General features: G+C 66.9%; 16 protein-coding genes. 15 read left to right on the top strand and 1 reads right to left on the bottom strand.

Annotated elements, in window-relative coordinates:
- The first annotated feature begins 47 nt into the window (after positions 1 to 47).
- From cysE to der, 13 genes are all read left to right on the top strand, one after another.
- The gene (cysE, locus tag DFO68_RS07375; RefSeq protein WP_133483021.1) at positions 48 to 926 is read left to right on the top strand and encodes a serine O-acetyltransferase; all 879 of its coding nucleotides are present in this window, start codon (positions 48 to 50) and stop codon (positions 924 to 926) included.
- Positions 927 to 1,008: 82 nt separating this feature from the next.
- Entirely contained in the window at positions 1,009 to 1,476 is a 468-nt protein-coding gene (gene iscR / locus DFO68_RS07370) for a Fe-S cluster assembly transcriptional regulator IscR (RefSeq protein WP_133483020.1), read from the top strand.
- 59 nt (positions 1,477 to 1,535) lie between these two features.
- Positions 1,536 to 2,693 (top strand): aminotransferase class V-fold PLP-dependent enzyme, encoded by a 1,158-nt coding sequence (locus DFO68_RS07365; protein ID WP_133483019.1) that lies wholly within the window; start codon positions 1,536 to 1,538, stop codon positions 2,691 to 2,693.
- 24 nt (positions 2,694 to 2,717) lie between these two features.
- Positions 2,718 to 3,044: a HesB/IscA family protein gene (locus DFO68_RS07360; protein WP_133483018.1), complete on the top strand. Its 327-nt coding sequence runs from the start codon at positions 2,718 to 2,720 to the stop codon at positions 3,042 to 3,044.
- Between the two features lie 214 nt (positions 3,045 to 3,258).
- Positions 3,259 to 3,684, top strand: coding sequence for a nucleoside-diphosphate kinase (gene ndk, locus DFO68_RS07355; RefSeq protein WP_133483017.1), 426 nt, complete (start codon positions 3,259 to 3,261; stop codon positions 3,682 to 3,684).
- Positions 3,685 to 3,689: 5 nt separating this feature from the next.
- Entirely contained in the window at positions 3,690 to 4,817 is a 1,128-nt protein-coding gene (rlmN, locus tag DFO68_RS07350; protein ID WP_133483016.1) for a 23S rRNA (adenine(2503)-C(2))-methyltransferase RlmN, read from the top strand.
- 121 nt (positions 4,818 to 4,938) lie between these two features.
- Positions 4,939 to 5,667, top strand: coding sequence for a type IV pilus biogenesis/stability protein PilW (gene pilW / locus DFO68_RS07345; RefSeq protein WP_133483015.1), 729 nt, complete (start codon positions 4,939 to 4,941; stop codon positions 5,665 to 5,667).
- 48 nt (positions 5,668 to 5,715) lie between these two features.
- Complete coding sequence (locus DFO68_RS07340) at positions 5,716 to 6,738, top strand: RodZ domain-containing protein (RefSeq protein ID WP_133483014.1); 1,023 nt, start codon at positions 5,716 to 5,718, stop codon at positions 6,736 to 6,738.
- A gap of 10 nt (positions 6,739 to 6,748) precedes the next feature.
- Complete coding sequence (ispG, locus tag DFO68_RS07335; RefSeq protein ID WP_133483013.1) at positions 6,749 to 7,864, top strand: flavodoxin-dependent (E)-4-hydroxy-3-methylbut-2-enyl-diphosphate synthase; 1,116 nt, start codon at positions 6,749 to 6,751, stop codon at positions 7,862 to 7,864.
- A 50-nt stretch (positions 7,865 to 7,914) separates the two neighbouring features.
- Complete coding sequence (gene hisS, locus DFO68_RS07330; protein WP_279512799.1) at positions 7,915 to 9,243, top strand: histidine--tRNA ligase; 1,329 nt, start codon at positions 7,915 to 7,917, stop codon at positions 9,241 to 9,243.
- Between the two features lie 28 nt (positions 9,244 to 9,271).
- Positions 9,272 to 9,928: a YfgM family protein gene (locus DFO68_RS07325; RefSeq protein ID WP_133483012.1), complete on the top strand. Its 657-nt coding sequence runs from the start codon at positions 9,272 to 9,274 to the stop codon at positions 9,926 to 9,928.
- Positions 9,925 to 11,076, top strand: coding sequence for an outer membrane protein assembly factor BamB (gene bamB / locus DFO68_RS07320; protein ID WP_133483011.1), 1,152 nt, complete (start codon positions 9,925 to 9,927; stop codon positions 11,074 to 11,076). The genes DFO68_RS07325 and bamB overlap by 4 nt, the downstream gene beginning before the upstream one ends.
- On the top strand, positions 11,073 to 12,476 hold the full coding sequence (der, locus tag DFO68_RS07315; RefSeq protein ID WP_133483010.1) for a ribosome biogenesis GTPase Der: 1,404 nt from the start codon (positions 11,073 to 11,075) through the stop codon (positions 12,474 to 12,476). The genes bamB and der overlap by 4 nt, the downstream gene beginning before the upstream one ends.
- 49 nt (positions 12,477 to 12,525) lie before the next feature.
- Here der and DFO68_RS07310 read toward each other — a convergent pair whose 3' ends face one another.
- Entirely contained in the window at positions 12,526 to 13,392 is an 867-nt protein-coding gene (locus DFO68_RS07310; protein ID WP_133483009.1) for an ATP-binding protein, read from the bottom strand.
- A 119-nt stretch (positions 13,393 to 13,511) separates the two neighbouring features.
- Here DFO68_RS07310 and DFO68_RS07305 point away from each other — a divergent pair, with 119 nt between their 5' ends.
- Complete coding sequence (locus tag DFO68_RS07305) at positions 13,512 to 14,312, top strand: M48 family metallopeptidase (RefSeq protein ID WP_133483008.1); 801 nt, start codon at positions 13,512 to 13,514, stop codon at positions 14,310 to 14,312.
- Between the two features lie 16 nt (positions 14,313 to 14,328).
- Positions 14,329 to 14,589, top strand: a complete 261-nt coding sequence (locus DFO68_RS07300) for a hypothetical protein (RefSeq protein ID WP_133483007.1) — start codon at positions 14,329 to 14,331, stop codon at positions 14,587 to 14,589.
- Positions 14,590 to 14,598 lie beyond the last annotated feature (9 nt).

Raw genomic sequence — 14,598 nt, 5'->3', positions numbered from 1 at the left:
TCACTATGAAGCCACCGCCCACCGCCCCGTCACCTAAGGACCGCTGCATGCTTGAACGTCTGCGCGAGGACATCAACAGCGTATTCGCCCGCGATCCGGCGGCACGCAACTTCCTGGAAGTGCTGACCAACTACCCCGGATTGCATGCGCTACTCGCCCATCGCCTGGGTAGCTGGCTATGGCGCCATAACCTCAAGTGGCTGGCGCGCACCCTGTCCACCTTCTCGCGCTGGCTGACCGGCATCGAGATCCATCCCGGCGCGCAAATCGGCCGGCGTTTTTTCATTGACCATGGCATGGGCGTGGTGATCGGCGAGACCGCCGAGGTCGGCGACGACGTCACCCTCTATCAAGGCGTGACACTGGGCGGCACCAGCTGGAACAAGGGCAAGCGCCATCCAACCCTGGAAGACGGCGTGATCGTCGGCGCCGGCGCCAAGATCCTCGGTCCGTTCACGGTCGGCGCTGGGGCCAAGATCGGCTCCAACGCCGTGATCACCAAGGCGGTGCCCGCCGGGGCCACGGTGGTCGGCATCCCCGGTAAGGTCGTGAAGCGTGCCGAGCCCGACCAGGCCGAGGAGCCGGAAGTGGACCCCGCGCGCCGCGAGGCGATGCGCCGCAAGTTCGGTTTCGACGCCTACGGTGTCAGCCAGGACATGCCCGATCCGGTGGCCCGCTCCATCCAGGCCATGCTCGACCATATGCACGCCGTGGACGAGCGCATCGAGCGCATGTGCATGACCCTGCGCAAGGTCGACGCCAGCTACCGCGACGGCCGCCTGCCGAAACTGCGCGATGAGGACTTCGCCAACATCCTCGCCGACGTCGATAGCTGTTGCCCCCCGCCCCCGGAAGAGCAGCACAGCGAGGACGCGGCACAGGGCCAGCGGGCGGTCGATGCCGCCCCACGACGGCGCAATGGTTGACCAGGATACTCGGTCTTTACCATAATGCCGGATCACGTTCATAGACCGCCGACCCATGGGTCGGTGCCGAGGTGAATTCGTCATGCGCCTGACCACCAAGGGACGCTACGCCGTCACCGCCATGCTCGACCTGGCCATGAATGCCGACACCGGCCCCATCTGCCTCGCCGACATTTCCAAACGCCAGGAGATTTCGCTCTCCTATCTGGAGCAGCTGTTCGCGCGGCTACGCCGTGCCCGCCTGGTGGACAGCGTGCGTGGCCCGGGCGGCGGCTACCTGCTGGCCCAAGCAGCGGAGGGCATCACCGTGGCTCAGGTCATCGAGGCGGTGAACGAGTCCGTGGACACCACCCGCTGCGGCGGACTCTCGGACTGCCAGCAAGGCGACACCTGCCTGACCCACCATTTGTGGTGCGAGCTCTCAGAGCACATCCACGGCTTCCTCAAGGAGGTCACCCTGGCCCAGCTGGCCGAGCGCGGGGAGATCCAGGCCATCGCCAGCCGCCAGCGCGGCCGCTGGAACGAGGGCATCCTGGCTTCCACCAGCTGAGCCGGCGGCTCCGATACCTGAGCCCACCATCCCGATTTGACGATCAGAACAGCGAACCCATGAGCGCACCCGTCTACCTCGATTACGCCGCCACCACCCCCGTCGACCCGCGGGTGGCGGAGGTCATGAGCCACCACCTGACCCTCGACGGCATCTTTGCCAACCCCGCCTCGCGCAGCCACATGCTCGGCTGGCAGGCAGAACAGGTCGTGGAGAGCGCCCGCCGCCAAGTCGCCGACCTGATCGCCGCAGACCCCCGTGAGATCGTCTGGACCAGCGGCGCCACCGAGGCCGACAACCTGGCGCTGACTGGCTTCATGCGCGCCAACCGGGCACGTGGGCGCCATCTGGTAACCTCCATCATCGAGCACAAGGCGGTGGTCGACACCGCCGCGGCACTCGAGGACGAGGGCTTCGAGGTGACCTGGCTGACGCCGGACCGCGACGGGCGGATCAGCCCGGCACAGCTGCGTGAGGCGATGCGCGAGGACACCGTGCTGGTGTCGCTGATGGCCGTGCATAACGAGCTTGGGGTCATCCACGACCTAGCGGCGCTGGCAGAGGTCACCCATGCCGGTGGAGCGGTCTTCCACGTGGATGCCGCCCAGGCGGTGGGGCGTATCCCGCTGGACGTCGGCCGGCTGGGCATCGACCTGATGTCGCTCTCCGGTCACAAGGTGTATGGCCCCAAGGGCATCGGCGCTCTCTACGTGCGGCGCAGCCCCGACATCCGCCTGCAGGCGCTGATCCACGGCGGCGGCCATGAGCGCGGCATGCGCTCGGGCACCCTGGCCACCCACCAGATCGCCGGCATGGGCCAGGCCTTCACCATCGCCGCTGCCGAGGGCGAAGCCGATCAGGCGCGCATCACCGCGCTGCGCGACCGCCTGCTCGAGGGCATTGCCGATATCCACGGCATTCACCGCAACACCGCGGTCGAGGTGGCGGTGCCCAACATCCTCAACCTGGCCTTCGCAGGCGTGGAGGGCGAATCGCTGCTGATGGCGCTGCGCGATATCGCGCTCTCCACCGGCTCGGCCTGCAACTCGGCAAGCGTCGAGCCCTCCTATGTGCTGAAGGGCATCGGCCTGTCACGCTCGCTGGCCCTGGCCTCGCTGCGCTTCAGCTTCGGCCGCTTCACCACCCAGGATGACATCAACCGCACACTGGATAGCCTGCGACACGCCCTCAACGGGCTGCCTCGCCGGGCGGTCTAATCCCACCACGTTAGGAGAGAGACCATGGCACACCTTTCGATCACCACTGCCGCCGCCGAGCAGATCCACCGGGTGCTCGACGAGCGGGGCCACGGGCTTGGCCTGCGCGTCTCAGTCAAGCCCAGCGGCTGTTCCGGCTACAGCTACGTGCTTAACTTCGCCGACGAGGCGGCCAACGACGACGTGACCTTCGAGGAGCACGGCGTCACGGTCTACGTCGCCCCCGAGGCCCTGGAGATGCTCGATGGCAGCGAGGTCGACTATGTCTCGGAAGGCCTCAACCGCTTCTTCCGCTTCAACAACCCCAACGTCAAGGACCAGTGCGGTTGCGGCGAGAGCTTCAGCGTCTGACGAATGAGCTTCAGCGTCTGAACGATTGTTCAACGCCAGCACGCAGCGTTATACTCCTCGCCCCGACGGCGCTCGCTGCAAGACCGCCGGCCATATCATCCGATCCGCCGCGCCGCCCTCTCCCCTGCGGAGCCAGAGGCGACGCGGCGCTATCCATCGCCACTGCATCCATCCATCACCACATCATTGACCAACCAAGCGGAGACACGCCCTCATGGCCAACCAGCGCACCCTGTCCATCATCAAGCCCGATGCCGTCGCCAAGAACGTGATCGGCGAGATCGAAAGCCGCTTCGAGAAGGAAGGCCTGAAGATCGTGGCGGCCAGGATGCTCCAGCTCTCCGAGGAGAAGGCCGGTGGCTTCTATGCCGAGCACAAGGAGCGCCCCTTCTTCAAGGATCTGGTTGGCTTCATGACTTCCGGCCCAGTGGTCGTGCAGGTGCTCGAGGGCGAGGACGCCATCGCCAAGAACCGTGACCTGATGGGCGCCACCAACCCCAAGGAAGCGGTGCCGGGCACCATCCGTGCCGATTTCGCCGAGAGCATCGATGCCAACGCGGTGCATGGCTCCGACTCCCCGGAGTCCGCCGAGCGTGAGATCGCTTATTTCTTCGAAGCGAACGAGATATTCCCGCGCTGACCGCCATGACCGCCACCACTGCTCCCCGTCTCACCAACCTGCTCGGCATGAAGCGCGAGGAGATGGAAGCCTTCTTCCTCTCCATCGGCGAGAAGAAGTTTCGCGCCGCCCAGGTGATGAAGTGGATCCACATCGAGGGCTGCGATGACTTCGCCGCCATGACCAACCTCTCCAAGGCGCTGCGCTCGCGCCTGGCCGAGGTTGCCGAAATCCGCGGCCCGGGCGTGGTCTACGAGGGCACCTCCAGCGACGGCACCCGCAAGTGGGTGCTCGAGGTGGAGGATGGCAGCTATGTCGAGACGGTGTTGATCCCCGCCGACAACGGCAGGCGTCGTACCCTGTGCGTCTCCTCCCAGGTCGGTTGCTCGCTGGATTGCAGCTTCTGCTCCACCGGCAAGCAGGGCTTTCAGCGCAATCTCACCGCCGCCGAGATCATCGGCCAGGTGTGGGTGGCCCAGCGCAGCGTGGGCCCGCGCCGCGACACCGCCCATCGCCCCGTCACCAACGTGGTGATGATGGGCATGGGCGAGCCGCTACTCAACTATGACAACGTCGTCCCAGCGATGAAGCTGATGCTCGACGATGACGGCTATGGCCTCTCCAAGCGTCGTGTCACGCTCTCCACCTCCGGTGTGGTGCCGATGATCGACCGGCTTGGCGACGAGCTCGACGTGAGCCTGGCCATCTCGCTGCATGCCGCCAACGATGCACTGCGCAACGAGCTGGTACCGCTCAACCGCAAGTACAACATCCGTAGCCTGCTCGATGCCTGCCACCGCTACCTGGCCAAGTGCCAGGACACGCGGATGGTGACCATCGAGTACACGGTGATCAAGGACATCAACGACCAGCAGGAGCATGCCGAGCAACTCGCCGTCCTGCTCGAGGAGCTGCCGTGCAAGATCAACCTGATCCCATTCAATCCCTTCCCGCACTCGGGTTACGAGAAGCCCTCGCGCAATCAGGTGGTGCGCTTCCAGCAGTGGCTCTATGAGCTGGGCTACACAGCACCAATCCGCACCACCCGTGGCGATGACATCGATGCCGCCTGCGGCCAACTGGTGGGCCGGGTCAAGGACCGCACCAAGCGCCACGAGCGCTATATCCAGTCCATCCAGATCGACGCCGACTGAGCCGGGGTTACCTTGACTTCAAGCGGGCTCGGCGCTTTGATGGACAGGCCTTTTTTACCGTCGGCCGCGTGGTGAAAGCCACCCGCGGCCAGCGGTTCCTTGTCCCCTTGGAGAGGATGCCATGACCCGTCGCCCACGCATGACCGGCATGAGGCTGATACCTGCCGCCACCATGCTGTTGGGCTCGCTGTGGCTGTCCGGTTGCGCCACCCAGACCAGCCTCTCCGGGGGAAGTGACAAGGAGGCCGCCGAGGCTTATACCCGACTCGGCATCGCCTATCTCGAGCGCGACAACCTATCGCGCGCCATGAATGCCCTGGGCCGCGCCCTGGAAATGAACCCGCGTGATGCCCAGGCGCTGCAGGCCATGGCCATGGTCCATCAGCGCCAGGGGGGGGCCAGGCTTGCCGACGCGACTTTCCGTCGTGCCATCGAGGCCGACCCCTCGCTCACCCGGGCACGCAACAACTATGCCGCGTTCCTGTATGATCAAGGCCGCCTAGAAGAGGCCTGCGAACAGCTCGAGCAGGCCTCCCGCGATACCCAGTACGACAGCCGAGCCCAGCTGTTCGCCAATCTCGGCCAGTGCCGGCTCGAGATGGGCAATGTCAAGGCCGCTCGCAAGAGCCTGGCCCGCGCTCAAGCTATCGATCCGCGGCGCCCGCGCAGTTACCTGCTGCTGGCCCAGCTCGAGTACACCCAAGGCAACCTGGTGCGCGCCGAACAGCAGCTCGAAACCTACATGCGCCTGGCCGGTCCACGAGCCGAGGCCCTGCGCCTGGCCCGCGACATTGCCCAACGCCGCGGTGATGCCGCCAGCGCCAGCTTCTATGCCGACCTGCTGGAGTGATGCCGTGCCAGGCCCTGACCACCGTTTACTGATGAAGGATGCTCAGCCATGAGCGACACTCACACCGATGATGCCGTCGAGAGCGTATCTCGCCAGGCGTCTCCTGGCGAGATGCTACGTCGCGAACGCGAGGCCCAGGGCCTCGACCGCGAAGAGGTTGCCGCCGCCCTCAACCTGCGCGTGGCGGTGATTGAGGGGCTGGAGGCCGACAGCTACGAAGAAGTGCCCGTGGCGGCCTATCGCCGTGGTTACCTGCGCAGCTACGCCCACCTGCTGGGCATCGACGAGCGCCCCGTGCTGGAATCCTACAAGGCGCGCTTCGCCAGCCAGGAGAGCGAACACCGCATCACCCCGGTGCAGATCACCCGCCCACCCTCGCGCCTGGGCGCCTGGCTGTTCCGCCTGGTCACCCTGCTGGTGATCGCCGGTCTGATCGGGCTGACGCTGATGTGGTGGCAGAGCCGCGGCGGCAGCCAGCCGCCCGCTCCCGGCGACACCGGGCCGGTGTCGGTGGATAGCCTGGATGGCAGCACCGCCGTCACCGAGGACACCCGCGGCGAGACCGACCTGCCGCCGCTGCCCGAGCCAGACAGCGACCTTGGCCTGGTCGAAAACACTTCGCCCAGCGATGCCCCTGCCGGGGCACCGGGTGCTGCCGAGCCGGCGATGTCGACCGACGCGGCGGCTTCGTCGGCAGAGGCGCCGGCACCCGACGATAGCGTCGCCGACAACAATGGCATCGCCAACAATGCCAACAATGGCGGAGCAGCCGGGGAGGCCGAGCCCGAAACGACAGCCGAGCCCGCAGCCGAGGCTACGGCTGCCGATAGGCGAGTGCTGGAGCTGACCTTCAACGAACAGTCCTGGACCGAGATCTTCGATGCCAGCAACCAGCGGGTCTTCGTCGGCCTTCAGGAGCCCGGCACCACGGCGCGTGTCGAGGGCGAACCGCCGTTCCGCCTGACCGTGGGCAATGCCACCGGCGTCGAGCTGGTGTGGGGCGGCAAGCCGGTAGACCTGCAAGCCCGCGCCGGGGCCAATAACGTCGCCCGCTTCACTCTGGGAGAATGAGTCCGTCGCCATGCACGCACAATCCCCCATCATTCGTCGCACGTCACGCCAGATCCATGTCGGCAACGTACCGGTCGGGGGCGATGCTCCCATCTCCGTGCAGAGTATGACCAATACCGACACCCTGGACGTAACCGCCACCGTGGCACAGATCCGCCAGCTCGAGGCCGCCGGCGCCGACATCGTGCGCGTTTCGGTGCCCGACATGGACGCCGCGGAGGCGTTCGGACGCATCAAGCGCGAGGTCGAGGTCGCGCTGGTGGCCGATATTCACTTCGACTACAAGATTGCCCTGCGCGTCGCCGAACTGGGCGTCGACTGCCTGCGCATCAATCCCGGCAACATCGGCAAGGAAGATCGCGTGCGCGCCGTGGTCTCAGCCGCCCGCGACAACGGCATCCCGATCCGCATCGGCGTCAACGCCGGCTCCCTGGAGAAGGACCTGCAAAAGAAGTACGGCGAGCCGACTCCCGCGGCCCTGGTCGAGTCGGCGATGCGCCACATCGATCACCTCGACCGCCTCGACTTCCCCGACTTCAAGGTCAGCGTCAAGGCCTCCGATGTGTTCATGGCCGTGGCTGCCTACCGCGACCTGGCCACGCGCATCGAGCAGCCATTGCACCTGGGCATCACCGAGGCCGGCGGGCTGCGCTCGGGGACCGTCAAGTCCTCCATCGGGTTGGGCATGCTGCTGATGGACGGCATCGGCGACACCATCCGCGTGTCCCTGGCCGCCGACCCGGTCGAGGAGATCAAGGTCGGCTACGACATGCTCAAGAGCCTGCGCCTGCGCAGCAAGGGCATCAATTTCATTGCCTGCCCGAGCTGCTCGCGCCAGAACTTCGACGTCATCGCCACCATGAACGCGCTCGAGGAGCGCCTGGAGGACGTCATGACGCCGCTGGATGTCTCGGTTATCGGCTGCGTGGTCAACGGCCCGGGCGAAGCAAAGGAGAGCGATATCGGCCTCACCGGCGGCAGCCCTGCCAACCTCGTCTACATCGACGGCAAACCGGCAAGCAAGCTGCGCAACGACCACCTGGTGGATGATCTGGAACGACTGATCCGCGGCAAGGTGCGCCAGAAGCAGCAGGCCGAACAGGATGTCATCGCCCGGGGCGCCTGACCCCGGGTGGCGTCCGGCGAATAGACCGGCGAGCAGACAAGGAGCCAGCATTGAGCACGTCCCAAGCGAGTCAGAAAGAGCCAAGCAAGAAGAAGATCCAGGCCATCCGCGGCATGAACGACCTGCTACCGAACCAGTCGGCGCTGTGGCAGTACGTTGAGGGCCAGGTCCAGGCATTGATGCGCCGCTATGGCTACGCCGAGATCCGCACGCCCATCATCGAGCAGACAGCGCTGTTCAAGCGCTCCATCGGCGAGGTCACCGATATCGTCGAAAAGGAGATGTATACCTTCGATGACCGCAACGGCGACAGCCTGACCCTGCGCCCGGAAGGCACGGCCAGCTGCGTGCGCGCCGCCATGGAGCACGGCCTGCTGCACAACCAGACCCAACGCCTCTGGTACCAGGGACCGATGTTTCGCCACGAGCGCCCCCAGAAGGGCCGTTACCGCCAGTTCCATCAGGTCGGCGTGGAGGCTTTCGGCCTCGCGGGGCCAGACATCGACGCCGAGACGATCCTGCTCTCGGCCCGCCTGTGGAAGGCGCTGGGCCTGTACCAGCACGTCTCCCTGGAGCTCAACTCGCTGGGCTCCGCCGAGGCCCGTGCCGCCTACCGCGACACCCTAGTGGCCTACTTCGAGGCCCACTACGAAACGCTCGACGAAGACTCCCGTCGGCGCCTGACCAGCAATCCGATGCGCATCCTCGACTCCAAGAATCCCGCCATGTCGGAGATACTCGACGCCGCGCCGCGGCTGATGGACCACCTGGATGACGCCTCCCGCACCCACTTCGAGCAGCTCTGCGCGCTGCTCGACGCTGCCGGCATCGACTACGTGATCAATCCGCGGCTGGTGCGCGGCCTGGACTACTACGGGCGTACCGTCTTCGAGTGGACCACCACGGCACTCGGCAGCCAGGGCACGGTGTGCGCCGGCGGCCGCTACGATGGCCTGGTGGAGCAGCTCGGCGGCAAGCCGACCCCGGCAGTGGGCTTCGCGCTGGGTCTCGAGCGGCTGGTGCTGCTGCTCGAGACCCTGGCGCTGGTGCCCGACAGCGCCCGTGACGAGCTGGACGTCTACCTGCTGCCCATGGACGAATCGGCCACCACCCCCGCCCTGCTGCTCGGCGAGCGCCTGCGCGAGGCACTGCCGGCGCTACGCGTGCAGTTGCACTGCGGCGGTGGCAGCTTCAAGAGCCGCATCAAGAAGGCCGATCGCAGCGGCGCCCGTCTGGCTCTGCTGCTCGGCGAGGACGAGCTCGCAGAGGGCAACGTGACCCTGAAGTTCCTGCGCGAGGCGCGCGAGCAGCAGCGCCTCCCCCAGGCCGGGCTCGTCGAGCACCTGACCCCCCTGCTGAAAGGCGAACCCTTCGCCTGACGGACACCTGCATCAGAGGAGACCGCCCGTGGCGGAGCTGAGAACCGAGGAAGAACAGCTTGAGGCCATCAAGCGCTGGTGGAAGCAGAACGGCACCTCGCTGATCGCCGGCGTAGTCATCGCCGCGGCCGGCGTGTTCGGCTGGAACACCTGGCAGGACTACCAGGCGAGCAAGGCCGAGGCCGCCTCCCTGCGCTACCAGCAGCTGCTCGACCTCGCCGGCCGGAATGGCCTGGATGAGCCGGCCCGACAGCGGGCCAACGAACTGGTCGGCGAGATCACCGACGAACACGCCAAGACCCTCTACGCCGATCTGGCACGCCTGCTCGACGCCCGCCTGGCCATCGACGCAGGCGACCGTGAGCGGGCGCGGGCCGCCCTCGAGACGGTGGTGGAGGAGAGCAAGCGTGGCTATCTCAAAGGGCTGGCGCGCCTGCGGCTGGCCCGCCTGCAGCTCGCTGCCGGCAATGCCGAGACGGCCCTGGCCACCCTGGAGGGCGTGCCCGAGAGCCTAGCGGTTCTGCGCGCCGACGTCCGCGGCGATGCCCAGCATGCCCTGGGGCACGTTGAGCTGGCGCGCGAGGCGTGGCACCACGCGTTGACGCTTGCCGAGCAACGTGACCAGCCATTGTACGGCGTCCAGCTCAAGCTGGACGATCTGGGCACCGAGGAGGCCATGCTATGAGACCCACCCTGCTGATTGCCGCCACTACTACCGCGCTGGCTCTGCTGGCCGGCTGCGCCAGCAAGCCCCAGCCCGAATACGCCCCGCGGGAACTGCAATCCCTGAATGCCACCACCGAGCTTAAGACTCTGTGGCGCGAGCGCATCGGCAAGGGGCTGGGCGAGGCCGGCTACCCCGTGGAACCGGCCCAGGATGGCGACACCCTATTCGCCGCCGACGGCCGCGGCCTGGTGGAAGCGCTGGATGCGGACAGCGGCGAAACCCGCTGGGCGGTCGAGCTCGACACGCCGGTCTCCAGCGGCCTGACCGCCGTTGCTGGCAGCCTCTACCTGGCTACCCGCAACGGCGAGGTGCTGTCCCTGGACCAGACCGATGGCGAGATCCAGTGGCGCACACAGGTTACCAGCGAGGTGCTGGCGGCGCCCCAGGCCAACCAGCAGCTGCTGGTCGTCCAGGCCGTGGATGGACGCATCACCGCCCTGGATCGCCAAAGCGGCGACGAGCGTTGGGTCTACAGCGGTCCGCGCCCCTCGCTGACCCTACGCGGCACCGGCACGCCCACGGTGATCGACCCGGTCACCTTCGCCGGTTTCGCCAACGGCCGGCTGGTGACGCTGGACAACCGCAGCGGCCAGCCGCTCTGGGAGCGCCGCATCGCCATTCCCCAGGGGCGCAGCGAGATCGACCGCCTGGTCGACCTGGCCGGCCAGCCGGTGCTTACCCAGGACGGCCGGCTCTTTGTGACCAGCTACAACGGCCGCCTGGCCGCCCTCGACGCGCCCTCCGGCGAAATACAGTGGGCCCGCGAGCTCTCCAGCTACCATACCCCGATCCTGGTGGGAAATGTCCTGTTCGTGGTCGACGAGGCCAGCCACGTCATCGCCGTGGATGCCGGGTCCGGCAACGAGCTCTGGCGCAACGAGACGCTGGAGGGCCGCTCGCTCACCGCGCCGGCCTACGCCACCGACCATCTGGTGGTGGGCGACGCCGAGGGCTATCTGCACCTGATCGACGCCCGTGAGGGTAATGTTGTCGGACGCACCCACGTCGACGGCTCGGGGATCGGCGTGCGCCCGCTCACCGACCGCCGGCGCATCTATGCGCTGGCTAACGATGGCACCCTGGAAGCCCTGGAGCTGCGTCCATGACGCCGGTGATCGCCCTGGTCGGCCGCCCCAACGTCGGCAAGTCGACGCTCTTCAATCGGCTAACCCGCTCACGGGACGCTCTGGTGGCCGACTTCCCCGGGCTGACCCGCGACCGCAAGTACGGCAACGGCATGCTCGGCGACAAGGCCTATACGGTGATCGATACCGGTGGCATCAGCGGTGACGAGGAGGGCATCGACGCCGCCATGGCCGAGCAGTCACTGGTGGCCATCGACGAGGCCGACATCGTGCTGTTCCTGGTCGACGCCCGCGCCGGCCTCAACGTCGCCGACGAGGCCATCGCCAACCACCTGCGGGTCAACCAGAAAAAGACCTGGCTTGTGGTCAACAAGGTCGATGGCCTGGAGGAGCACAGCGCCATGGCCGAATTCTGGCAGCTGGGGCTTGGCGACCCGCATCCCATCGCCGCGGCCCATGGGCGCAACGTCACCACCTTGATCGAAGCGGTGCTCGAGCCGTTTGCCGCACGCGACGAGAGCATCCCCGCGGACACCGGCACCAGGGGCATCCGTATCGGCGTGATCGGCCGCCCCAACGTGGGCAAGTCGACCCTGGTCAACCGCATGCTCGGCGAGCAGCGGGTGGTGGTCTTCGACGAAGCCGGCACCACCCGCGACGCCATCGAGATCCCCTTCGAGCGGCGCGGCAAACCCTATGTGCTGGTGGATACCGCCGGGGTCAGGCGGCGCAAGAATGTCAGCGAGATCGCCGAGAAGTTCTCGATCATCAAGACCCTGGAGGCGATCAAGGAGTGCCACGTGGCCATCGTGGTGCTCGACGCCCGCAGCGGCCTGGTGGAACAGGATCTGCACCTGCTCGACTATGTGCTGACCAGCGGCCGCGCCCTGGTGCTGGCGGTCAACAAGTGGGACGGCCTGGAACACGAGGCCAAGGAGAGCATGCGCGCCGAGATCAGGCGACGCCTGGGCTTTGCCGACTATGCGGACCTGCACTTTATCTCAGCGCTGCATGGCACCGGGGTGGGGGATCTCTATCCCTCGCTGGAGCGCGCCTTCGCCTCGGCCAATGCCCACTGGTCCACCCACCGCCTGACCAGCATTCTTCAGGATGCCGTGGAAGCCCACCAGCCACCGCTGGTACACGGACGACGCATCAAGCTGCGCATGGCCCACCAGGGCGGCAGCAACCCGCCGATCATCGTCGTCCATGGCAACCAGACCGACGCGCTGCCGGAGGCCTACAAGCGCTATCTGACCAATACCTTCCGCAAGGTGCTCAAGGTGCGCGGAACGCCCATGCGCTTCGAATTCCGCTCGGGCAAGAACCCCTACGACAACATGGCCGATGCCAGCGACAGGGAGAAGGCCAAGAAGCGGGAACTGGGACGCACCAAGGAGGCACGCAAGAGCCGCCGCTAGGCGACTGACTTGATCAACCCTTGGGGCTATCCCGACGACAGGCTTTTGCCTACTTCCCCTGTAGGCGGCGCTTGCCGACCCACTGGGTAGCGAACTGCCAGGCACCGCGGCCGCTGCGCCCACCGCGCAGGGTGGCGAAACGGATCGCCTCGGCCCGCGCCTCGGCGTTCCAGTCTTCGCGACGGCCCAGCTGGGTGACCCAGTGGCAGCAGGCCTCTAGGTAAACGTCCTGGCTGAAGGGGTGAAAGCCCAGCCACAGGCCGAAGCGATCGGAGAGCGAGATCTTCTCTTCCACGGCATCGCCGTGGTGAAGCTCATCGCCCACCAGCCGCGAGCCCTCGTTGTCGTTCATCGACTCGGGCAACAGATGGCGGCGGTTGGAGGTGGCGTAGAGCAGCACGTTGGGCGGCGGACCGGTCAGGGCGCCATCCAGCACGCTCTTCAGCGCCTTATAGGCATCATCATGGCCCTCGAAGGAGAGATCGTCGCAGTAGACCACGAAACGCTGCGGCTGGTGGCGCAACTGCTCTACCAGCATCGGCAGCGCTGCAAGATCGTGGCGGTCCACCTGCACCAGGCGCAGGCCCTCGGCGGACAGGCTGTTGAGCAAAGCACGAATCAGCGACGACTTGCCGCTGCCCCGCGAGCCCCACAGCAGGGCATGGTTGGCGGGATGGCCCTGCAGGAAGGCGCGGGTGTTGTCGACCAGCGCCAGCTTCTGGCGTTCGATGCCCAGCAGGTCATCGAGTGCCAGGGCGTCACGGGGCGGCACTGGCAGCAGCCGCCCCCCCAGGGCATGGCGCTGCCAGAGGGCGGCCACATCCCGCGACCAATCCACCTCCACCGAGGGTGGCGGCAGCCAGTGCTCGAGGTGATCCAGCAACGTGAGCAAACGACGCGATAGCTCGGCGTCCATGGGGTTTCCTCCCTGTGTGCAGGTTTGCCGGTTGACCTCACCGACGTTCGGGGTATCTTGTGGCGAACCTCGACGCCCCGTCCAGAGTCTCGCTGATCTGGCATCGATAGGAGCTCACCATGCGTTTGACCCGTTACCTTGCCGCTGGCGCCCTAAGCGTCAGCCTCGCCGCCTGCTCCACCTCGCCTACCGGGCGCCCGCAACTCATGTTGATGTCCGACGCCCAGCTCGACCAGATGGGTGCCCAGGCTTTCGCCCAGTACCAGCAGGAGCTGCCCACTGTGGGTGGCGCCCCGCTGCGCTACGTGCAGTGCGTGACCCAGGCCGTGGTTCGCGTCCTGCCCGAGCGGGAGCGCAACCAGAACTGGCAGGTCGAGGTGTTCGCCTCCGAGCAGGCCAACGCCTTCGCCCTGCCCGGCGGCTACGTGGGCATCAACACCGGCCTGCTCAGGGTGGCGCAGAACCAGGACCAGCTCGCCGCGGTGATCGGCCACGAGATCGCCCATGTGCTGGCCCGCCATGCCAACGAGCGCGCCTCCACCCAGACCGCCACCGAGTTCGGCCTGTCGGCGATCTCGTCGGCTGCCGGCATGCAGGGCCCTGCGGGCGATACCATGATGGCGGCGCTGGGCATGGGGGCCCAGTATGGCATCCTGTTGCCTTTCTCGCGCAGCCACGAAAGCGAGGCCGACATCCTGGGCCTGAACCTGATGGCCGACGCCGGCTTCGACCCGCGCGCCAGCATCGCGCTGTGGAACAACATGAGTGCCGCCGGCGGCGCCCAGCCCCCCGTCTGGATGTCCACCCACCCCAGCCACGGCCAGCGCATCGACGGCCTGGAAGCGGCCATGGACGAGGCCATGGCTCGCTATGAGCGGGCCCACCGCGCTGGACGCACCCCCCACTGCCCGCGCCCCTGAAGGAATGCTCGACGCCATGCTGAAGATCGGATTGCTGCTGCTGGTTGCCCCCATCCTAGTGCTGATGGGAGCCTACTTCATGGAACTGGGTGACGTGCGCGACTGCTTGCTCGTCCAGGAGGGGCACTGGGACTACCGGGCCGGCATCTGCCGCGACACCGTTCAGCCGTTCGTGCCCTGGAGCGAACGCCATCCCTGGATGGTCAACGGCGGCATGCTGACCTCGCTGGCCGGCGTGGCGCTATGCATGGTGGGGCTTTACGTCAAGAGACGCTGAGGGCTCTAT

Origin of the sequence: Halomonas ventosae, from assembly GCF_004361885.1 — a bacterium.
In the GTDB taxonomy this organism is placed as follows: domain Bacteria; phylum Pseudomonadota; class Gammaproteobacteria; order Pseudomonadales; family Halomonadaceae; genus Halomonas; species Halomonas ventosae_C.
Note: the sequence above shows the minus strand (reverse complement) of the source record. Positions and strands in the feature narration are given on the sequence as shown.